The sequence below is a fragment of the Streptomyces mangrovisoli genome (assembly GCF_000974985.2).
Taxonomy (GTDB): domain Bacteria; phylum Actinomycetota; class Actinomycetes; order Streptomycetales; family Streptomycetaceae; genus Streptomyces; species Streptomyces mangrovisoli.
Genome location: NZ_LAVA02000103.1, coordinates 17,224 through 36,971 on the forward strand (window position 1 = coordinate 17,224; position 19,748 = coordinate 36,971).

Genomic DNA, 19,748 nt, shown 5'->3' on the forward strand with positions numbered 1-19,748 from the left:
TCACTTCGCCGCGGCGTGCGCGCCGGTCATCAGGGCCGCGAGGTCCTCGGGCGCGAGGAACGACGGGGGCGGCGGCGGGCCCCACGCGTACAGGGACTTGGCGCCCTCGAAGTCGCCCGGCTTCCACAGCGCGTCGTCCACCACGCAGTCGAGGTCGGAGTAGTACTCGGAGAAGTTGCCGGCCGGGTCCTTCAGGTACCAGAAGAAGTTCGAGCCGATGTAGTGGCGGCCGAGGCCCCAGACATGCCGGCCCGGGTCCGCCTCCAGCATCGACGTGGCGCCCCGCCCGATCTCGTCGACGTCGTCGACCTGCCAGGACGTGTGGTGCAGGAAGGACACCGGGGCCTGCTGCACCAGCACGTTGTGGTGGTCGCCGGAACACCGCATGAACGCGGCCAGGCCCTTGACGGTGTCGCTGACCTTGAAGCCGATGCCCTCCTGGAAGAAGCGCTGCGAGGTCTCCTGGTCGGTGGAGCCGAGGACGACATGGCCCAGCTTGCGCGGGCGCACCGGTCCGTCCCGCAGGATGCCGGGGGCGCGCTCGCCGAGCCGCGCGTCGGCGCCGGGGGAGTTGAACACGGGCGCCGGGGTGGGGGTCTGGCGCAGCCGCGGGGCGATCTCCACGCGGACCACGACCTCGGTGCCGGGGTCCATGGCGGTGAGCGAGCCGTCCGCGCGGTGCACGGGTACGTCGAGCGCGGTCAGGGACGCGGCGATCCGGTCGAGGTCGTCGGGGTCGTCGGCGCCCACGCCCAGCTCGACCAGGCGGCGGCGCGCGGAGTGCACGATCCGCAGCTGTTCGCCGCCGTCGACGGTGGCGAGGGTGTGCGCAGGGCGCGCGGCCGCCGTCGTGGCGGCGGTGGCGGAGGCGGTTTCGGGGGCGGTGCCGAGGGCGGTGTCGGGGGCCGCGACGGGGGTGAGGCCGAACTCGGCGTAGTAGGCGGCCGTCTGCTCGACATGCGGCACGCCCATGACGATCTGGGTCAGTCGGTGCAGTGACATGGTTGCGGCTCTTTCGGATCGGCGGTGGGGCTGCTCAGGTCTGCTCAGGTCTGCTTCTGTTTGTGTTGGTCTGCTTCGGTGTACTTCGGTTCGGCGGGGTTTCGCGAGGGGGGAGCCGGCGGGGCGAGGGGAAGGGGGGAGCCGGCGGGCTGAGGGAAGGGCGGTCAGCTGCCGACCATCGGGTTGCGCAGCGTCCCGATCCCCTCGATCCACGTGACGAGGACGTCTCCCGGGGCGAGGAACCGCTGCGGGGTGCGGGCGCCGCCCACGCCGGCCGGGGTGCCGGTGAAGATCAGGTCCCCGGGCAGCAGCGGGCACACGGCCGACAGGCGGACGACGAGCTCGGGCACGTCGAAGACCATCGCGGAGGTACGGCTCTTCTGGAGCACCTCGCCGCCTTCGAGCCGGCAGCCCAGCTCCAGGTCGTCGGGGTCGGCGAACTCGTCGGTGCTGACCAGTTCCGGGCCCAGCGGGGCGAACCCCGGGTAGGACTTGCCGAGCGAGAACTGCGGTGCCGGGCCGGTCAGTTGGAGCCGCCGCTCCGAGAGGTCCTGGCCGACGGTCAGCCCGGCGACGTAGGACCACGCGGTCTCGCGGGTGGCGTGCCGACAGGGCCGCCCGATGACGGCGACGAGTTCGGTCTCCCAGTCGACGAACCCCTCCGGCAGGACGACCGGCCGGTCGTGGCCGGTCAGTGACGTGCGGAACTTGGTGAAGACGGCGGGCTCGGTGGGCACGTCGAGCTTCGACTCCGCTATGTGGTCGCGGTAGTTGAGGCCGACCGCGAAGATCTGCGCCGGGCGCGGGACCGGCGGCCCCCACACCGTGCCGGGGGCCGTGGCGACCACGGGCGCCTTCACCGCCTCCGGCGAGGCGAGGAACTGCCGGGCCCAGGCGGAGAACTCCTCCCACCGGTCGAGCGCGGTCTGCGCGTCGGGACCGAAGCGTCCGCCGCTCGCCTCCGCCACGTCGAGATGGCCCTCCGGACCCCTGATGACGAGTCGTCCGTCGATGTCTGCCAGGCGCATGTGGCCCTCCGTGCGTGCTGTGCGGGGTGTCTGCGCGAGCAGTCTTCCCCGCGAATCTCTAGGAAGCAATGAATTAACGATATTTTTTTGGGTTGGCGTTTTACTGGTAGCGTCTGGGGTCATGGCAGGTGAGAAGGCAACCCGGGGCGGCATCGTCTACGCGCTGATCCGCGAGGACATCTTCGAAGGCGTGTTCCAGCCGGGGCAGCGGCTGCGGCTGGTGGAGCTGGCCCAGCGGTTCTCGGTCAGCCAGTCCGTGGTGCGCGAGGCCCTCACCCGCCTGTCGGAGCAGGGACTCGTCCGCGCCGCGCCCCAGCAGGGTTTCCGCGTGGTCGCCCTGTCCCTGGACGACCTGAACGAACTGACCGAGGCCCGCGTCGACATCGAGACCCTGGTGCTGCGCCGGGCGATCGAACGCGGCGATCTCAAATGGGAGGCGGCCGTGGTCGCGGCCCACCACCATCTTTCCGGCGTCACCGTCGTGCGGCCGGACGGCTCGGTCAACCCCGAGTGGTTCGCCGTGCACGAGGAGTTCCACCACGCCCTGCTCCAGGGCTGCGGCAACGCGCGGCTGCTGGCCCTCGCGACCGGCCTGCGGGAAGCGGCCACGCTGTACCGCCGGTGGGCGCTGCCCGTGGGCCACGACACCGAACGCGACGTGGCCGGCGAGCACCAGGGCATCGTCGACGCCGTACTGCGCAGGGACGCCGACGCGGCCGCCGAGCTGCTCGGCCGCCATCTCGACCGCACCGCGCAGGCCCTGCGCGAGGTGATCGGGGCGGACCCGGCGACGGTGGCGTAGGGCTCTGTCGGGCAGGTCCGACGGCGGTGCGGGGTCTGTCGGGCAGGTCCGACGGCGGTGCGGGGTCTGTCGGGCAGGTCCGCCCGGGCGCCCGTGCTCCCGGCAGGTACGACGGCAAGGACGGCACCATGACCGCTCGACACGATGCCGGCCCCTCCGGCCGGAACCGCCCGGACGCGGCCGAGAGCCCCGGCAACCGCCGGGATGCGGCCGGGCGCGCGGGCGACGGCCCTTCCGGCCGGAACGGCCTGCATGCGGCCGGGCGCGCGGCCGACGACCCCTCCGGCCGGAACGGCCTGCATGGGGCCGGGCGCGCGGGCGACGGCCCCTCCGGCTGGATCTACCGGCTCGCCCCCGACCCCGCGGCCGTGCCCGAGGCGCCCGCGAGCCTCGCGGGCACCCTCGCCGAGGCGACCGGACAGCTCGGCCCCAGCCGGTGGCCTGGGCCGTCGCCGCCGGTGCCGAACTGGCCCGCGTCATCATCCGCGAGGTCCCCGAACTGGGCGGCGGACCGGTCCCCTTCGAGACCCTGCGCATGGGCACCGAGGCGGCCACACTGCACGCCCTGCTGCTGCTCGCCGGCGCCACCGACGACCGTACGGCGCCCGAGGAATCCCTGCTCGGGGACCGCGAGTTCGCCCGGCGACGGCTCGGTCTGGACAAGGTGCTGCGCGGCATCCGTGTCGCGCACGCCGCCCTTACCCGGGCCCTGATGGCGGCCTGCCAGGACCTCGTGCCGCCCGCCGAACGCGCGGAGCACTTCCGCCGCCTGTCGGAGCTGCTGTTCGGGTTCATCGACGACTTCTCCTCCCGCATGACCGCCGAGTACCTCGCCGAGCACGACCGGTGGCTCACCGGGGGCGCCGCGGCCCGCGAGGAGGCCGTCCGCGCCGTCCTCGACGGCCGTCCGGTCCGCCAGGACAGCACGAGCGAGCTGCTCGCCTACCGCCTGTCGGGCCACCACCTGGCCGTCATCGCCTGGTGCGACAGCCCGGCCGCCGAGGCCGTCGGCGACCTCCAGCGGGCGGCGGCCGAACTGCTGCACCGGCGCGGCTGCGCCGCGACCCTGGTCGTCCCCGTCGGCCGGACGACCGTATGGGCGTGGGGAGACCCGCGGACGGGGACCTCCGCCCCGGCCTCCGGCGGGCCGCCGTACCCCCAGGGCATCCGGTTCGCCTGCGGCGCGGTCCGGCACGGACTGGCGGGCTTCCGCCAGTCCCACGAGGACGCCGGGCACACCGCGCGGGTCATGCGGCTCAACCCGCGCGGCACCGGGCCCGTCGTCGACCATCCCGGCGTCGGACTCGCGGCCCTGCTCTGCGCCGACCTGCCGGCGCTGCGCCGCTTCGTCGGTGACGAACTGGGCGCCCTGGCCGCGGACAGCGCGCACGCCGAGCAGCTGCGCCGCACCCTGTACCTGTATCTGCGCAACGAGCGCAGCCTCACCGCGGCCGCCGCGCGGCTGCACGTGGCGCGCAACACGGTCACCTACCGGGTCAAGCGCGCCCAGGAGCTGCTGGGCCACGACCTGGCACCCCGGCTGCCCGAGGTCCTCACGGCCCTGGAGGCCGCGGGGACCCTGGGCACGGCGGTGCTCCGGCCCGAGGGCGACGGTGTTCACGACGATCCCCTCCACGACACCTGAGGCATTCCGTCCGCTGCACCCCGCTCCTTGGATCAGCGAGGTGTCCCGCTCCCCGGACCTGCGGGGTGTCCCGCTTCTCAGATCAGCGGGGTGACCTGCTCCGCGATGCCGAGCAGGGCCCGGCCGTAGAGCTCGCCGGCGATGGCCGGGTTGATCACGGCGTGCCGGCTGCCGGTCTCCTGGTCCCGCCAGATCCGCTGGAGCGGACTGGCCTCCGCGAAGCTGCCCGCGCCCTGCACGCTCAGCAGCAGATCCACGGCCTCGCGGGACCGGCGGGCGACGTAGCCGGTGTCCATGCGCACCCGGGCCCGCGTCTCCAGCGGCATGTACGCGCCGCGCGCCGCCCATTCGTCGATGTCGTCGGCGGCCCGCATCAGATGCAGCCGCGCGGTGTCGACCAGCTGAGCCGCCTCGGCCAACTGGAGTTGCGTGGAGGGTGCTTCGGACGCGCGCTCGTAGAACGTGTACGAGATGCCCTTGCCCTTGGCGAGGGAGGCGGTGACCACCTCCATCCCGGCCTGCGCGAGCCCGGCCAACGGGCCCGCCAGCACCAGCGCGAGGACCGGGACCAGCGCCGACCGGTACAGCGTCTCGGCCCCCCGCTCCGTCGCGTAGGAGCCCTGCACGGCGCGGGTGACCGACAGGATGCGGTGCTCGGGCACGAACACCTCGTCGGCGACCAGGGTGTTGCTGCCCGTGCCGCGCATCCCCGCCACGAACCACGTGTCCTCGACGGTCAGTTCGCTCATCGGGATCAGCGCGGCGCCCTGGTCGATCTGCCGGCCCGACGCGTCCACGACCGGGATGCCGAGCGTCGCCCACTGCGCGTGCAGGCTGCCCGAGGCGAAGCCCCAGCGGCCGGTGACCACCAGGCCGCCGTCGACCGCCCGGCTGGTGGCGCTCGGCGCGAGCACCCCGCAGACCCGCGCGTCGGGGTCCTCGCCCCACACCTCGCGCTGGGCCCGCTCGGGGTAGAGGCCGACCATCCAGTTGCAGACGTTGACCAGCGTCGTCACCCAGGCGGTCGATCCGCAGCCGCGGGCCAGTTCGGTGGTGACCTCCAGGAAGGTCCGGAAGTTCGCCTCGTGGCCGCCGAGTCGGCGCGGAACGGTCAGGCGGAACAGGCCGGCCTCGGTCAGGGCCGCGATGTTCTCCTCGGCGACCCTGCGGTCGGCCTCCGTCCGGGCCGCGTTGCCCTGGAGCAGCGGTACCAGGGCGGCCGCGCTCTCCTTGAGGGCGGCGGCCGTGCGCTGCGCGGGGGCGGTCGTGGGCGTGGTCATGGGTCCTCCAGGAGTGCGGCTCGTGCCGGCACCTCGTGGGGCGAGGTGCCGCTGCCGGGATTCCACGCCGGGTCCGCCGTGCTGTCTTGGTTCCGGGAACGCAGAAAACACGGAGCGGTTTGGGCCGGCGGACCAGTCGGGCACCGGCTTGGGCCCGGCGCCCAACACCGGGCGCCGGGTTTGGCCGCCCGGCCCAATGCCCGGTGCCGCGGCCGCCGTTTCACTGGGGCGACATCCGCGCCGGTACGGCCTCCCGCCACCGTCGGCGCGGGATCCCGGCCCCGTCACCCCTGGAGATCACTGTGCCCGCGCCCGCTCCCGCGCCCGCTCCCGCCACGATGAACCCGCCGACCGACCCGCCGACCGACCCGCTCGGCGACCCGCCCGCCGGCCAGGTCGACCCGGCCGCGTTCCGCCATGTGCTCGGCCATGTCCCGACATCCGTCTGCGTGGTGACCACCACGACGGCGCGGGGCCCGGTGGGCGTCACGGTGGGCAGCTTCACCTCCGTCTCCCTCGACCCGCCGCTCGTGGTCTTCTACGGCGGCCTGCGCTCGGCCAGCGCGCGGGCGATCGTCGACGCCGGGCGGTTCCGGGTGAACGTGCTCGCGGAGGACCAGCACGAGGTGTGTGCGGCCTTCGCGGGCCGTGCCGCGGACCGGTTCGGCACCGGCACGTGGGATCTGGCGGCGCCCGCGGGACCGCGCCTCGACGGCGCGCTGGCCTGGCTCGAGTGCGACGTCGAGGACAGCTACCCGGCGGGCGACCACCTGGCGGTGGTGGGCCGGGTCCGCCACCCGGAGGCGGCCGACGGCCGACGCGGCCCCCTGGTCTTCCAGCGCGGCCGCCTGTCCCGCCTGGACCCGGCGACCGCCCGCCACACCCCGACGCACCCGTTCGACTGGTGGGGCATCTGATGCCCCCGCCCGCCCGGCCTCCCGTCTCGTCGTGGCTGATCGCGCAGTTCCCCGCGCCCCTGGGGAAACCTCCGAACCGCCACCAGACAGCTCCCGTCCGCCGAGGAGAACGGAAGATCTCCATCCCGGGCGCCGCCAACCCCCTCAGGGGCGCGGGGAACTGCGCGCTCAGCCACAACGAGACCGCCAGCCGCCCGCAAGGCAACCGGCAAGCCCGCCGGGCACACCGCCAGCCGCCCGCAGGGCACCCCGCAGGGCACCCCGTCAAGCCCCGGCCCGCCGCCCCTCCTCCTCCAACCGCCGGGAGATCGCCCGCGCCGTCGCCCGCACAGCCGGCCCGTACCCCGCGTCCGCGAACCCCGTGGTCGGCGCCACCACGGACAGCGCCGCCACCACCTCCCCACCACCCCGCACCGGCGCCGCCACCGTGCTCACCGGCCACGGCCGGCCCTGCCGCCCGAACACGTGATCACCGCGCCGCACCTCCGCGAGCACCCGCCGCAGATCGTCCGGCGTGCGGACCTCGTCCGGGCCCTGGGCAGGCTCGTACGCGGCGACCACCTCGTCCTGGACGGCCGTCGGCGCGAAGGCGAGCAGCACCAGCCCCACGCCGGTGGACGTCAACGGCAGCCTGCCGCCCACGCGGTAGCGCACCGGGCCGGCGTCGAGCGCCGACAGCCGCTCGACGAGCAGCGCCTCGCCCCCGTCCCGCACCGCGAGCAGCACATGCTGGCGCGTCACATGGAACAGGTCCTCCATGTACGGCATCGCCACCGCCCGCAGCCCATGCCCGCGCGGCGCGAGCGACGCGGTCTCCAGCAACCGCAGTCCGACGACGAAGCGCCCGTCGTCGAGCCGCTCCAGCGCGCCCACCTGCACCAGCGACCGGGCGAGCCGCAGCGCGCTGCTGCGCGGGATGCCGCTGCGCCGGGCGAGTTCGCCGAGCGACTGCGCGCGGTGGTCGCTGTCGAAGGCGCCGAGCAGGGCGAAGGCCCGGTCGATCACCGGCTGCCCCTCGGACGGCTTGCCGCCGCGTCTGCGCGGGGTACCGGGCACGCCGGTCGCCTCATCCACCGACTCGTCGCCCATCGACTGGTCACTCATGGTCACCTACCGACCGGCCACCCATCGGAATCACTCATACCGGTTCACCGTGCTGCCCCTCGCATCGTGGCACACCTACGGCGTCGACAACGCAGGAGACATCCATGACGAACCCGGGCACGCCCTTCACCTCCATCGAGAACAGCGACAGCACCGCCATCGCCGACACCACCGCTGCCGCCGATGTCGCCGACCTCACCGCGATCGCCCACGTCACCCGAACCGTGCTGCTGGAGCGCCAAGGCCGCGACCGCGGCTGGTGGGACCAGATGCGGGCGTGCTACTGGCCCGACTCGACGGTGACCCTCAGCTGGTACCGCGGCGACGGCCCCGGTTTCGTGGACGCGTCCGAGGCCATGTCCGGCCGGGGGGACAGCAGTGTCCACCGTCTGTCCCCGCCCGTCGTGCACGTCGCCGGCGGCCGGGCCTTCGCCGAGACGCCCGCCCGCATCGAGGTGCGGACCCGCGTCGACGGCGTCCTCGCCGACCTCGTCTCCCACACCCGGATCGTGCACCGCCTCGAACGGCGCGCGGGCCGCTGGGGCATCGTCGCGCTGGACTGCGTGTACGAACGCGACACCCTCACCCCGGCCCACCCCGGCGGGCGGCTCGTGGTCCCGCCGGAGGAGCTCGCCGCGCACCGGGCGCCGTACGCCGTGCTGGCCTGGCATCTGGCCCGGCGCGGCTACGACGTCGCCGGGGACCTGCTCGGCGACGACCGCCCCGAGCGGACGGCGGCCTTCTACGCGGACACCCTGTGCTGGCTCCGGGGCCGGCCCGGCCGCCCGGCGGGCTCCTGAGGAAGCTGTTCCATTCAATGAAATCGCCCGTGCCGTTCCATGGCCCCCGTTCCTACGGTGACGCGGGTAAGCCCCCCGCATCCCAGGAGCCCGCGATGACCGCACCCGTCGCCCTTGTCGACGTACACGCCCACTTCGTCACCGACGGCTATGTCGCCGCGGCCCGGTCCGCCGGTGTCGAGCACCCCGACGGGATGCCCGGCTGGCCGACCTGGAGCGCGGAACAGCACGTCGACCTGATGGACCGCGCGGGCATCGAGACGTCGTACCTCTCCGTCTCCTCGCCCGGAGTGCACTTCGGGGACGACGGCCGGGCTCGTGCCCTCGCCCGTGAGGTGAACGGGTTCGCCGCCGCGGTGCGCGCCGAACACCCGCGCCGCTTCGGTCACTTCGCCAACCTGCCGCTGCCCGACGTCGAGGGCGCGCTCGTCGAGACGGCGTACGCGCTCGATGAACTCGGCGCGCACGGAGTCGCGGTGGAGACCAACCACCACGGCCACTACCTGGGCGACCCCCGCTTCGAGCCGCTCTGGGCGGAGCTGGACCGCCGCGGTGCCGTCGTCTTTGTGCACCCCACGTCGCCGCCGCACGCCGACGACCTGACCGCCGGCCGGCCGCGGCCGATGCTGGAGTTCCTCTTCGACACCGCCCGCGCCGCCGCGGACCTGCTCTTCCGCGGAGTCGTCACCCGCTACCCGCGGATCCGCTGGATCCTGACCCACGGCGGCGGGGCGCTCCCGCTCCTCGCCGACCGCATGGAACTCTTCCGCGCCCTGGTGGGCGGCGGCCCGGCGGACGCGCCGGGCGTCGTCGAGCAGCTCGGGGGCCTCTGGTACGACATGGCGGGCACCCCCTTCCCGCGCCAGGTCCCGGCGCTGAGCGCCGCGTTCGGCACCGACCGGCTGCTCTACGGCAGCGACTACTGCTGGACGCCCGCCGTGGCCGTGCTCGCCCAGACCGCGTCCGTGGACGCCGCCGAACAGCCGTCCGCCACCGACACCTGGCGCGGCCTCACCACCCGCAACGCCCGCCGACTCTTCACCGCCGACCCGGCATGACCACCCCGCACCGCACGGTGCGCGCACCCCGAGGAGCCACATGAGCAGGTACGTCGAGCCGTCCGCGATCACCGGGCGGGTCTGCCTGCGGGACGTCATCGTGATCGACCCGTTCGACGGCAGCGCCACCGCCGGGCAGGACGTGTTCGTGGCGGGGGACCGGATCACCTCGGTGACCGCCACCGGCGGACCGGCCGAGGGCGCCCATGTCGTCGAGGGGCGCGGCCGGTTCGCCGTCCCGGCCTTCATGGACATGCATCTGCACGCCCTCAACACCCCGGACGACGTCGACGGAACCTACGCGCTGATGCTCGCGAACGGTGTCGCCGGGTTCCGGCAGATGTCGGGCAACAGGGCGCTGCTGAAGGCCCGGCGCGAGGGCCGGCTGCCCGCGCCGACCGGAGCGCCCGCGCTGAAGGCGACCGCTGGTGACCTGCTGACCCCGCTGAACGCGAGCACCGCCGACGGCGCGGTGCGTGCCGTACGCGAACAGCACGCGGACGGCGCCGACTTCGTGAAGGCCGGCCTCACCACGGGCGACGTGTTCATGGCGGCCCTGGCGGAGGCGAACCGGCTCGGCATCCGGCTGGGCGGGCATCTGCCGCCCGATCTCGATCCCCGGGAGGCGGCGCGCGGCGGCGTGTGGTCGATCGAGCATCTGGGGCCCGGCGTCACCGTGTTCGCGGCGGCCTCCGCCCGCGAGGCCGAGGTCCGCGCGAAGAACGCGACCCGCAGGCTGCCGCCGATCCCGAAGGTCACCTTCCCCGGCGCGGACCGGCTGGCGACGAAGCTCATCAAGGGCCTGGTGGTGAACCCCGCCACGAAGACCTCCACGGTGGAGGCCGACGCCTACGAACTCGCCGACGCCTCCTACGACCAGGAGAAGGCGGAGGAGCTCGCGGCGCTGTTCGTCCGGCACTCCACCTGGCAGTGCCCGACCCTGATCCGGGTGCACACGCAGCAGTTCGCCGATGCGCCCGTCCACACGGCGGACCCGCGGCGCCGCTACATGGCGCCCGCCGAACTGCGGTCCTGGGACCGGTCGGTGCGCAGGTTCGCCAGGCTGCCCGAGGCCACCCGTCGCGCCCTGCGCGGGCATTGGGACGCGCAGCTGCGGATGACGAGGACGTTCGCCGACGCGGGGGTCCCGATGGTCGCGGGCACCGACGCGTGCGGGGCCGCGGGCATCGTTCCCGGCTTCGCCCTGCACGACGAGTTCGACTTCCTCGCCGAGGCCGGTCTCGACCCGCTGACCGTCCTGCGCACGGCGACGACCGAGGCGGCCCGGTTCCTGGGCGAGGAGGGCGCGTTCGGCCGGATCGCGCCCGACCTCCCGGCCGACCTGGTGCTCCTGGACGCGGACCCGCTGGCGGACCACACCGCCCTGCACGCCATCGCGGGCGTCTTGCGGGACGGCTCCTGGTGGTCGCGCACGGACCTCGAGGCAGTACTGGAACGGGTCGCGGCCGCCCCAGGGGCCCGCTGATCCGGGCCCGCCGACCCCGGGCCCGCCGACCCCGGGGCCCCCGACCCGGCCCCGGGCGTGCACAGCCGGCACCTGGCCCCCAGCACCCGGCCCCTGGAGGCCGGACGGGGCTCAGGCGCACCCGAGCCGGACGCGGATGCCCTTCTGGTTCGGGACGAAGTCCACGGGCGTCACGGGCACCCGCTTCGGCTCCTGGTGGCTGCCCCCGTCGGGGCCGGCGGCCTTCATCTCGCGCAGCCGTTTGCCGGCGAGCACGTGCAGATACTCGGCGCCCAGCGCCTCGCTGAGCGAGACGGCGGCGGCCATCTCGCCCCGTGCCTCCTCCCGGCGGTCCAGACGCCACAGGACGCTCCCGACACGGACGGTGTCGAGTGCCTCGCCGTGGGCGTCGGCCAGCCTCCGGTGATCGGAGCGCGCCTCCAGCAGCACGGGCAGGGCCTCGTCCGGCCGTCCCGCCTGCCGCAGGATGTCGCCTCTCGTGCTCAGGACATCGGCCAGGACGGCCGCCAGACTGCGTCTGCGCGCGAGGGAGACCGCCTCGTCGCAGTGGCGCAAAGCCTCGTCGTGCTGGTTCTGCGACGCCAGCGCCTCGGCCAGGCCCTCGAGGCCGAGCACCTCGCATCTGACGCAGCCGCCACCGCCGTCGCGGGAGCGGATCCGGGAGAGGGCGAGCCGACAGGTCCGGACGGCCTCCTGGGAGCGGTCGATGCGTACGAGGGTGTCGGCGAGCCCGATGAGGAGGCTGCCCTCGGCGTGCGCGTCACCGACGGCCCGCAGCAGGGATCCGGCGTCCTTGAAATGCCGCAGCGCCTCGTGGTGCCGTCGCGAGAGGCTCAGCGCACGCGCAAGGTCGCCCTGGGAGTTCGCGCTGTCGCGGAGCAGCCGGAGATCCTGCCACAGGCCCAGCGCCTCGCGATGGGCCTCGGTCGCGGCGCGGTGGCGGCCGCAGCGGGTCTCGGCCGTGCCGAGGCTGCTCAGCGCCGTCGCGAGCGCGTGCCGGTCCGTCGTGCGGCGGGCGATCTCCACCGCGGTCTGCGCCTCGTGCGCGGCCTCCGCGCACTGGCCGAGATTGCCCAGGTTGTCGGCCAGCCCCGCACGGGTCTCCGCCACGGCGGGCGTGTCCCCGAGGGCGTCCAGGAGCGGCAGCGCCGCTCGCCGCACCGGGACGGAGAGGTCGTCGGACACCATGTCGAGCGCCCGGGCCAGCACGTCGAGGCAGCGCGCCTCCAGGCGGCGGTCCTCCGCGCGCCGGGCCAGCCGCACGGCCAGGCGCAGGGCCGCACAGGCCTGAGAGGGTTGGCGAACCCGCAGATGTGTCTCCCCCGAACGCAGCAGACGCACCCCCTCCATCGCGTGCACCCCCCGCTTGCGGAAGTTCGTCCCCGCCCTGCGGTAGCTGCGGATCGCCTCCGTGGGCCGGTCCAGCAGGCCGTACGCCGTGCCCTCGAACATCAGCATGTGGCCCTGGGCGTCGAAGTCGGCCAGGCGCCGGGCGGCGACGAAGCCGGCCCGTGCCACCTCCTGGGCGCGCGCCGGATCGCCGCTGATGACGGCGGCCCGGTAGGCGCGCCCGGCGAGCCGCAGCACCAGCGCGTGGTCCTGGCGCGCGACCGCGTGGGCGAAGGCGCCGCTGAGCCCCGCGTGTTCGCGGCCGAGCGGCAGCCAGTGCGCGGGCGCCGGCGTGAGATGTTCGGTGTGGCCGGTGCCGGGCCCGTCCAGCGACGCGTAGTGCTGCAGCAGCCGCTCGACGGCGGCGCCCCGCTCGTCCGCGTCCGCCGTCGCCCGGTCCTCGGCCAGCGAGGTGACGTACAGCCGTACGAGGTCGTGCATCCGCCAGCGGTCCGGCTCCACCTCCTCCACGAGATGGGCGCGCGCGAGCACGGTCGACAGCAGGTGCTTGACGCGCACCTGCTGCTCGCCGGCGAGCGCGGCGGCGGCCGCCGTGGAGAGGTCGGTGCCCCAGTCGGCGGTCAGCAGCCGCAGCAGGCGTGCCGCGCCGTCGCCGCCGGAGTGCCGCAGATGCCGGTACGACAGCTCGAACGACGCCGTGACGGCGCGCTCCCCGTCGGCCAGCAGCGCCAACCGGTCGTCCGTCCGGGCGAGTTCGTCGGCGAGGGTGCTCACCGAGCGTTCCGGTGAGCCCGCGAGCACGGCGGTGGTGATGCGCAGGGCCAGCGGCAGCCCGCCGCACAACTCGACGACGCGGGCCGCGGCTTCGGGCTCGCGGCGGATGCGCCGGTCGCCCGGGCGGGTCTGCTCCAGGGTGCGCGCCATCAGTTCGACGGCCGGTTCCCCGGACAGTTCCGCCAGCGGAACGGTCGTCCCCACCAGGGAGTTGAGCACATGCCGCGAGGTGATGAGCAGCGCGTGCCGGTCGTCGGCGGGGCGGACCGGCGCCACCTGTTCCGCGGCAGAGACGTCGTCGAGCAGGACCAGCAGCCGGTGGCCCTGCTGGGTCATCTTCTGGAGCAGATCGCGGTAGAGCCGGGCCCGGTCCTGTTCCGTGGGCGGGATCTTCTCGCCGGGGATGCCGAGGCCGCGCAGCAGCGACTCCAGGATCTGCCCGGCGGTGAGCGTGCGTTCGTCGTCGTAGCCGTGCACGGTGACGGCGATGGCGCCGCCGGTGAACGCGCCGGCCGCCACCGCGGCGTGCGCCGCCGCGAGCGCCAGCGCGGTCTTCCCGACGCCCGGCAGCCCGGTGACGTTGACCGGCACGCAGCCGCCGCTCCCGGTCCCCTCGCCGCCGTCGGGCGCAAGGAGGGCGACCAGCCGGTCCCGCTCCTCCTCGCGCCCGGCGAACGCGGGCGGCACCGGGTCCAGTCCCGCGACCGCCGCCGGAAGCGTGGCCGGGAGCTGCACCGTGATGTCGCGCCCCTGGAAGACCACTCCCGCGGTGCCCCCGCTGAACAGGTTCTCCGTGCCCGTCCGCAGCGTCTCGGGGGCCCGCCCACCGCGTCCCCACCACCGCAACCACCCCATGCGGCTCACCCATTCGTCCCCACCGGCCGTTCCAGGGCCTCAGCATGGGGGACGAGACCACCTCAACGCAGCATTCCGCCACAATCGGTCAGATTCGATCCCTTTCGGGAGGGTGCGGAGATACGGCTCGGTGGCTTGACCGCTCCCCGCGCCGGTCCGAGGATCATGTGGCATGAAGCCTGAACACGGCAGCACCGTCGACGGGGTGCTGCGCCGCAGCGCCCGGCGCGTTCCCGCCCGGGTCGCCGTCGAGTACCGCGACCGCACCTGGACCTACGAGGAGTTCGACGACGCCGTCTCGCGCGCCGCGTCCGCGCTCCTCGGCCTGGGCCTCGCCCCCGGCGACCGGGTGGGTGCCTACGGCCACAACTCCGACGCGTACCTCATCGGCTTCCTCGCCTGCGCCCGCGCAGGCCTTGTGCACGTGCCGGTCAACCAGAACCTGACCGGGGACGATCTCGCCTACATCGTCGGCCAGTCGGGCAGCGAGGTGGTCCTCGCCGACCCCGGCCTCGCGGACCGGCTGCCCGCCGGGGTGCGGGCCGTCCCGCTGCGCGACGCCGAGGGCTCGCTGCTCGACCTGCTGGCCGCCGCGGAGCCGTACGACGGGCCCGAACCGCGCGGCGAGGACCTCGTGCAGCTGCTGTACACCTCCGGTACGACCGCCCTGCCCAAGGGCGCGATGATGACGCACCGCGCCCTGGTCCACGAGTACCTGAGCGCGATCACCGCCCTCGACCTGAGCGCGGGGGACCGGCCGGTGCACGCGCTGCCGCTCTACCACTCGGCCCAGATGCACGTCTTCCTGCTGCCCTATCTCGCGGTCGGCGCGACCAACGTCGTTCTCGACAAGCCGGACGGCGACGAGCTGTTCGACCTGGTCGAGGCCGGCCGGGTGGACAGCCTGTTCGCGCCGCCGACGGTGTGGATCGCCCTCGCCGGCCGCCCCGACTTCGCCGAGCGCGACCTCGGCGGGCTGCGCAAGGCGTACTACGGCGCGTCGATCATGCCCGTGCCGGTCCTGGAGCGGCTCCGCGAACGCCTGCCGGGGCTGGCGTTCTACAACTGCTTCGGGCAGAGCGAGATCGGCCCGCTCGCCACCGTGCTCGCGCCCGACGAGCACAAGGGCCGGATGGACTCCTGCGGGCGCACCGTGCTGTTCGTCGACGCCCGGGTGGTCGACGAGGACGGCAGGCCGGTGCCGGACGGCACCCAGGGCGAGATCGTCTACCGCTCACCGCAGTTGTGCGAGGGCTACTGGGACAAGCCCGAGGAGACCCAGGAGGCGTTCCGCGACGGCTGGTTCCACTCGGGCGACCTGGCGGTGCGCGACGCCGACGGCTACTTCACGGTCGTCGACCGGGTCAAGGACGTCATCAACTCCGGTGGTGTGCTGGTCGCTTCGCGTCAGGTGGAGGACGCCCTCTACACGCACGAGGGCGTGGCGGAGGCGGCCGTGATCGGCCTGCCCGACGAGCGCTGGATCGAGGCCGTCACGGCGGTGGTGGTGCCCCGCGGCGAGGTCACGGAGGCCGAACTCCTCGCCCACGCCAAGGAGAAGCTCGCCCACTTCAAGGCGCCGAAGCGGATCCTCTTCGTGGACGAGCTGCCGCGCAACGCGAGCGGGAAGATCCTCAAGCGGGAGCTGCGGGACCGGTTCGGCGAGGCGTAGCCGGCGGGCGGACGTGGGCCTGGCCTACCGGGGCCGCAGGTCCACGATCCGGCGGATCTTGCCCACCGACCGCTCCAGCGACTCCGGTTCGACGATCTCGACGGTCACGGACACCCCGATGCCGTCCTTCACGGCCGCGGCGATGGCCCGCGCGGCGGCGTCCCGGGACTCCGGGCCGGCGCCGTGCCGGGCCTCGGCCCGGACGGTGAGCGCGTCCATGCGCCCCTCGCGGGTCAGCCGCAGCTGGAAGTGCGGGGCGACACCGGGGGTGCGCAGCACGATCTCCTCGATCTGCGTGGGGAAGAGGTTGACCCCGCGCAGGATGACCATGTCGTCGCTGCGGCCGGTGATCTTCTCCATGCGCCGGAACGTACGGGCCGTGCCCGGCAGCAGCCGGGTCAGGTCGCGGGTGCGGTAACGCACCACCGGCATGGCCTCCTTGGTGAGCGAGGTGAACACCAGCTCGCCCTCCTCGCCCTCCGGCAGCACCTCGCCGGTGATCGGGTCGACGACCTCCGGGTAGAAGTGGTCCTCCCAGATGTGCAGCCCGTCCTTGGTCTCCACACACTCCTGCGCGACACCCGGGCCGATCACCTCGGAGAGCCCGTAGATGTCGACGGCGTCGATCGCGAACCGCTCCTCGATCTCGCGCCGCATCTCCTGCGTCCAGGGCTCGGCTCCGAAGACGCCGACCCGCAGCGAGGTCCCGCGCGGGTCCACGCCCTGCCGTTCGAACTCGTCGAGCAGGGTGAGCATGTAGGAGGGGGTGACCATGATGACGCCAGGCTTCAGGTCCTGGATCAGCTGCACCTGACGGGCCGTCATGCCGCCGGACGCGGGGACGACCGTGCAGCCGAGCCGTTCGGCGCCGTAGTGCGCGCCGAGGCCGCCGGTGAACAGGCCGTAGCCGTACGCCACATGCACGATGTCGCCCGGCCGGGCGCCCGCCGCGCGCAGGGAGCGCGCGACCATGTCGGACCACATCGACAGGTCGTTCTCGGTGTAGCCGACGACCGTGGGGCGCCCGGTGGTGCCGCTGGAGGCGTGGATGCGGCGGACCTGGTCCCGGGGGACGGCGAACATGCCGTACGGGTAGTTCTCGCGCAGGTCCGCCTTGGCGGTGAAGGGGAAACGGGCCAGGTCGGCGAGGGAGCGGCAGTCGTCGGGGTGGACGCCGGCCTTGTCGAAGGAGTCCCGGTAGAACGGCACGTTCGCGTACGCGTGCCGCAGCGAGGCGCGCAGCCGCTCCAGCTGGAGCTCGCGCAGCTCGTCGAGGCCGAGCCGTTCGCCCGCGTCCAGCAGCTCCGTCGCGTCCGCCATGGGCATGTCTCCCTCACCAACCGTGCCAATACGGGCGACCGATCATTCGGTCGAGTTCTCCGGGGCCAGTAATTCAGGCCGTCCCGCCTGCTGGCAAGGGGTGGGGCCGGGTGTTTTTCCGTTGCGGGGCGGCGGGCACGCGGCGGAGGATCGACGCCATGCCGACCTTCTGCGCGCCCGACGGGACCACGCTCGCCTACCGCGCCGCGGGAGAGGGCGCCCCGCTCGTCGTCCTGCCCGGCGGCCCCATGCGCGCCGCCCGCTACCTCGGCGACCTGGGAGGACTCGCCGCGCACCGCCGGCTGATCCTGCTGGACCTGCGCGGTACCGGTGACTCGGCGGCCGCGGCGGACCCGGCGTCGTACCGCTGCGACCGGCTGGTCGGCGACGTCGAGGCGCTGCGCGCGCACCTCGGCCTGAACCGGATCGACCTGCTCGCCCACTCGGCGGGCGGCAGCCTCGCGATGCTCTACGCCGCCCGCCACCCCACGCGCGTGGCGCGGGCCCGCGCGTCGACGGCCTCGGCACTCGGGGCGTTGCCCCCCAGGCCTCTCCGACGGGGCCCAGGCCCACCCACCCAAGGGGCGCGGGGAACTGCGCGACCAGCCCCCACCGGCCCGCAGCCGTACACACCGCACAGTGCCCCCGCGCGGCTCCGTGGTGCCCGTTCGCGCAGTTCCCCGCGCCCCTGAAGGGGCGCGCCCACCCCGCCCCAGGGGTGCGGCCGGAGAGCTCGCCGGCGGGCCCTGCCCGCGGTCGCGTCGCCGACGCGTCCCCGCGCGCCGACGTCGGCGCGCAGCCGGGCGCCGGTCACCATCCGTGGCCGGACGACCCCGCGTGGTTCACCGGGCGAGTGGGCCGGTTCCTCGGCGGGACGGGTGCGCCGTCATGGGGCGCGGTCCCGGGTGACCGCCCGTCCGGGGGCGACTGCCGTGGCTCACCCGTCCGCCGAGGCCGCCACCTCCCGCGCCCACCGGTAGTCCGCCTTGCCGCTCGGGGAGCGCTGGATCGTGTCGGTGATGACGAGCTGGCGGGGGATCTTGTACCCGGCGAGACGGTCGCGGCAGTGGCTCTGGATGTCGGTCAGGGAGGGGTGCGCGGCCCCCCGGCGCACCTGCACGACCGCCGCGACATGGTGGCCCCACGTGGCGTCCGGCACCCCGGCCACCAGCGCGTCGTACACGTCGGGGTGCGACTTGAGCGCCTGCTCGACCTCCTCCGGGTACACCTTCTCGCCGCCGGTGTTGATGCACTGCGAGCCCCGGCCGAGCACGGTGACCACGCCGTCCTCGTCCACGGTGGCCATGTCGCCGAGCAGCACCCAGCGCACGCCGTCCCGCTCGAAGAAGGTCTCGGCGGTCTTCGCGGGGTCGTTGTAGTAGCCGAGCGGCACATGGCCGCACTGCGCGATCCGGCCCACCTCGCCGTCGGCCACCGGCAGCCGGCTCGCCGGATCGACCACCTGGGTGCGGGAGTTGACCCGGATGCGGAAGCCCCGCTCGGGCCCGGAGTCCTCCGTGGCGGTGCCGTTGAAGCCCGACTCCGAGGAGCCGAAGTTGTTCAGCAGCATCGCGTTCGGGACGAGCGCGCCGAACTGCCGCCGTACCGTCTCCGACATGATCGCGCCGGAGGAGGAGACGCTGAACAGCGATGAGGTGTCCGTGCCCTTGAGCGGCCCTTCGAGCGCGTCGATGAGGGGGCGCAGCATCGCGTCGCCGACCAGTGAGACGCTGGTGACCTTCTCCTTCTCGATGGTGCGCAGCACCTCCTCCGGCACGAACTTGCGGTGCAGCACGACGCGTTGACCGAAGTCGAAGCCGATGAGCGCGGTGAGGGTGGAGGTGCCGTGCATCAGGGGCGGGGTCGGGAAGAAGGTGATCCCGTAGCCGCCGGCCGCCACCCGCTCGGCCAGCTCCTCGGGCGCCTTGACCGGTTCGCCGGTGGGCGCCCCGCCGCCGAGCCCGGAGAAGAACAGGTCCTCCTGGCGCCACATCACGCCCTTGGGCATCCCGGTGGTGCCGCCGGTGTAGATGATGAACTGGTCGTCCCCGGAGCGCGGGGCGAATCCCCGCTCGGGCGAGCCGCCCGCCTCCGCCTCGGCGAAGGGCACCGCGCCCGGGACCTCCGGGGCGGGCGGGCCGACCCGGACCAGGTGCCGCAGGCCGGGGACCTTCGGCAGCGCGGCGGCGACCCGGTCGGCGAACTCCGCGTCGAAGACCAGGGCCACCAGGTCCGCGTCCCGGTAGAGATAGACCAACTCCTCCTCGACGTAGCGGTAGTTGACGTTGACCGGGACGATCCGCGCCTTGAGGCAGCCGTAGACCGTCTGGAGGTACTCGATCCCGTTGTAGAGATGCAGGCCAAGGTGCTCGCCGGGCCGGATACCGCTGTCGAGCAGGTGATGGGCGACGCGGTTGGCGGCCGCGTCCAACTCCGCGTAGGTCAGCCGGCGCTCCGCGCCGGTGCCCGGGTGGTCGAGATACACGAGCGCCTCGCGGTCGGGGACCACGTCGACGACCGACTCGAACAGGTCGGCAATGTTGTACTCCACCGCTCCTCCTGACCCCGGGCGTGCCTCGGTTGCCGGTCCGCCGGTCATCAGAGCAAAGGGCACCGCAACTGTGAAGGGCCCGCGGCCAACAAATCTGACTGACT

Annotated in this window: 15 protein-coding genes; 8 read left to right on the plus strand and 7 right to left on the minus strand. The window is 74.0% G+C overall.

What is annotated here, in order from left to right; all coding sequences use genetic code 11:
* Both WN71_RS33950 and WN71_RS33955 read right to left on the minus strand, forming a co-directional pair.
* Positions 1 to 1,002 (minus strand): VOC family protein, encoded by a 1,002-nt coding sequence (locus tag WN71_RS33950; protein ID WP_046585413.1) that lies wholly within the window; start codon positions 1,000 to 1,002, stop codon positions 1 to 3.
* A gap of 164 nt (positions 1,003 to 1,166) precedes the next feature.
* Positions 1,167 to 2,030, minus strand: a complete 864-nt coding sequence (locus tag WN71_RS33955) for a fumarylacetoacetate hydrolase family protein (RefSeq protein ID WP_046585411.1) — start codon at positions 2,028 to 2,030, stop codon at positions 1,167 to 1,169.
* 121 nt (positions 2,031 to 2,151) lie between these two features.
* Between WN71_RS33955 and WN71_RS33960 the strand changes: the two genes are divergently transcribed.
* Together WN71_RS33960 and WN71_RS33965 are read left to right on the plus strand one after the other, a co-directional pair.
* Positions 2,152 to 2,832 (plus strand): GntR family transcriptional regulator, encoded by a 681-nt coding sequence (locus tag WN71_RS33960; protein ID WP_046585410.1) that lies wholly within the window; start codon positions 2,152 to 2,154, stop codon positions 2,830 to 2,832.
* A 436-nt stretch (positions 2,833 to 3,268) separates the two neighbouring features.
* Positions 3,269 to 4,477 carry a PucR family transcriptional regulator gene (locus WN71_RS33965; RefSeq protein ID WP_240529864.1) on the plus strand — a complete coding sequence of 403 codons (1,209 nt, stop codon included), beginning with the start codon at positions 3,269 to 3,271 and terminating at the stop codon, positions 4,475 to 4,477.
* Between the two features lie 77 nt (positions 4,478 to 4,554).
* Here the strand turns inward: WN71_RS33965 and WN71_RS33970 are convergent, their stop codons facing one another.
* Positions 4,555 to 5,757: an acyl-CoA dehydrogenase family protein gene (locus WN71_RS33970; RefSeq protein WP_046585408.1), complete on the minus strand. Its 1,203-nt coding sequence runs from the start codon at positions 5,755 to 5,757 to the stop codon at positions 4,555 to 4,557.
* A 302-nt stretch (positions 5,758 to 6,059) separates the two neighbouring features.
* Between WN71_RS33970 and WN71_RS33975 the strand changes: the two genes are divergently transcribed.
* Positions 6,060 to 6,674 (plus strand): flavin reductase family protein, encoded by a 615-nt coding sequence (locus WN71_RS33975; RefSeq protein ID WP_240529865.1) that lies wholly within the window; start codon positions 6,060 to 6,062, stop codon positions 6,672 to 6,674.
* A gap of 264 nt (positions 6,675 to 6,938) precedes the next feature.
* Here WN71_RS33975 and WN71_RS33980 read toward each other — a convergent pair whose 3' ends face one another.
* On the minus strand, positions 6,939 to 7,778 hold the full coding sequence (locus WN71_RS33980; protein WP_079178328.1) for an IclR family transcriptional regulator: 840 nt from the start codon (positions 7,776 to 7,778) through the stop codon (positions 6,939 to 6,941).
* 104 nt (positions 7,779 to 7,882) lie between these two features.
* On the opposite strand from WN71_RS33980, the gene WN71_RS33985 reads away from it, so the two are divergent.
* The 3 genes from WN71_RS33985 to WN71_RS33995 all read left to right on the plus strand — a co-directional run bounded on the left by WN71_RS33985 (position 7,883) and on the right by WN71_RS33995 (position 11,122).
* The gene (locus WN71_RS33985; protein ID WP_079178329.1) at positions 7,883 to 8,578 is read left to right on the plus strand and encodes a nuclear transport factor 2 family protein; all 696 of its coding nucleotides are present in this window, start codon (positions 7,883 to 7,885) and stop codon (positions 8,576 to 8,578) included.
* Positions 8,579 to 8,673: 95 nt separating this feature from the next.
* Positions 8,674 to 9,636: an amidohydrolase family protein gene (locus tag WN71_RS33990; protein ID WP_046585403.1), complete on the plus strand. Its 963-nt coding sequence runs from the start codon at positions 8,674 to 8,676 to the stop codon at positions 9,634 to 9,636.
* Between the two features lie 40 nt (positions 9,637 to 9,676).
* Positions 9,677 to 11,122, plus strand: a complete 1,446-nt coding sequence (locus WN71_RS33995) for an amidohydrolase family protein (protein ID WP_046585402.1) — start codon at positions 9,677 to 9,679, stop codon at positions 11,120 to 11,122.
* Positions 11,123 to 11,233: 111 nt separating this feature from the next.
* Here WN71_RS33995 and WN71_RS34000 read toward each other — a convergent pair whose 3' ends face one another.
* Positions 11,234 to 14,101 carry a tetratricopeptide repeat protein gene (locus WN71_RS34000; RefSeq protein ID WP_052743035.1) on the minus strand — a complete coding sequence of 956 codons (2,868 nt, stop codon included), beginning with the start codon at positions 14,099 to 14,101 and terminating at the stop codon, positions 11,234 to 11,236.
* Positions 14,102 to 14,273: 172 nt separating this feature from the next.
* On the opposite strand from WN71_RS34000, the gene WN71_RS34005 reads away from it, so the two are divergent.
* Positions 14,274 to 15,773, plus strand: a complete 1,500-nt coding sequence (locus WN71_RS34005; protein WP_046585400.1) for an acyl-CoA synthetase — start codon at positions 14,274 to 14,276, stop codon at positions 15,771 to 15,773.
* A 24-nt stretch (positions 15,774 to 15,797) separates the two neighbouring features.
* Here WN71_RS34005 and paaK read toward each other — a convergent pair whose 3' ends face one another.
* Positions 15,798 to 17,093, minus strand: coding sequence for a phenylacetate--CoA ligase PaaK (gene paaK, locus WN71_RS34010; RefSeq protein WP_046585398.1), 1,296 nt, complete (start codon positions 17,091 to 17,093; stop codon positions 15,798 to 15,800).
* Positions 17,094 to 17,251: 158 nt separating this feature from the next.
* Between paaK and WN71_RS34015 the strand changes: the two genes are divergently transcribed.
* Positions 17,252 to 17,785, plus strand: a complete 534-nt coding sequence (locus WN71_RS34015; RefSeq protein WP_079178330.1) for an alpha/beta fold hydrolase — start codon at positions 17,252 to 17,254, stop codon at positions 17,783 to 17,785.
* Positions 17,786 to 18,030: 245 nt separating this feature from the next.
* Here WN71_RS34015 and WN71_RS34020 read toward each other — a convergent pair whose 3' ends face one another.
* Positions 18,031 to 19,644, minus strand: a complete 1,614-nt coding sequence (locus WN71_RS34020; RefSeq protein WP_046585396.1) for an acyl-CoA synthetase — start codon at positions 19,642 to 19,644, stop codon at positions 18,031 to 18,033.
* Positions 19,645 to 19,748 lie beyond the last annotated feature (104 nt).

Excerpts from the sequence above, each read along its gene's own strand:
- WN71_RS33950 (WP_046585413.1), bottom strand. The coding sequence starts at position 1,002 with ATGTCACTGCACCGACTGACCCAGATCGTCATGGGCGTGCCGCATGTC.
- WN71_RS33955 (WP_046585411.1), bottom strand. The coding sequence starts at position 2,030 with ATGCGCCTGGCAGACATCGACGGACGACTCGTCATCAGGGGTCCGGAG.
- WN71_RS33960 (WP_046585410.1), top strand. The coding sequence starts at position 2,152 with ATGGCAGGTGAGAAGGCAACCCGGGGCGGCATCGTCTACGCGCTGATC.
- WN71_RS33970 (WP_046585408.1), bottom strand. The coding sequence starts at position 5,757 with ATGACCACGCCCACGACCGCCCCCGCGCAGCGCACGGCCGCCGCCCTC.
- WN71_RS33980 (WP_079178328.1), bottom strand. The coding sequence starts at position 7,778 with ATGAGTGACCAGTCGATGGGCGACGAGTCGGTGGATGAGGCGACCGGC.
- WN71_RS33985 (WP_079178329.1), top strand. The coding sequence starts at position 7,883 with ATGACGAACCCGGGCACGCCCTTCACCTCCATCGAGAACAGCGACAGC.
- WN71_RS33990 (WP_046585403.1), top strand. The coding sequence starts at position 8,674 with ATGACCGCACCCGTCGCCCTTGTCGACGTACACGCCCACTTCGTCACC.
- WN71_RS33995 (WP_046585402.1), top strand. The coding sequence starts at position 9,677 with ATGAGCAGGTACGTCGAGCCGTCCGCGATCACCGGGCGGGTCTGCCTG.
- WN71_RS34000 (WP_052743035.1), bottom strand. The coding sequence starts at position 14,101 with ATGGGGTGGTTGCGGTGGTGGGGACGCGGTGGGCGGGCCCCCGAGACG.
- WN71_RS34005 (WP_046585400.1), top strand. The coding sequence starts at position 14,274 with ATGAAGCCTGAACACGGCAGCACCGTCGACGGGGTGCTGCGCCGCAGC.
- paaK (WP_046585398.1), bottom strand. The coding sequence starts at position 17,093 with ATGGCGGACGCGACGGAGCTGCTGGACGCGGGCGAACGGCTCGGCCTC.
- WN71_RS34015 (WP_079178330.1), top strand. The coding sequence starts at position 17,252 with ATGCCGACCTTCTGCGCGCCCGACGGGACCACGCTCGCCTACCGCGCC.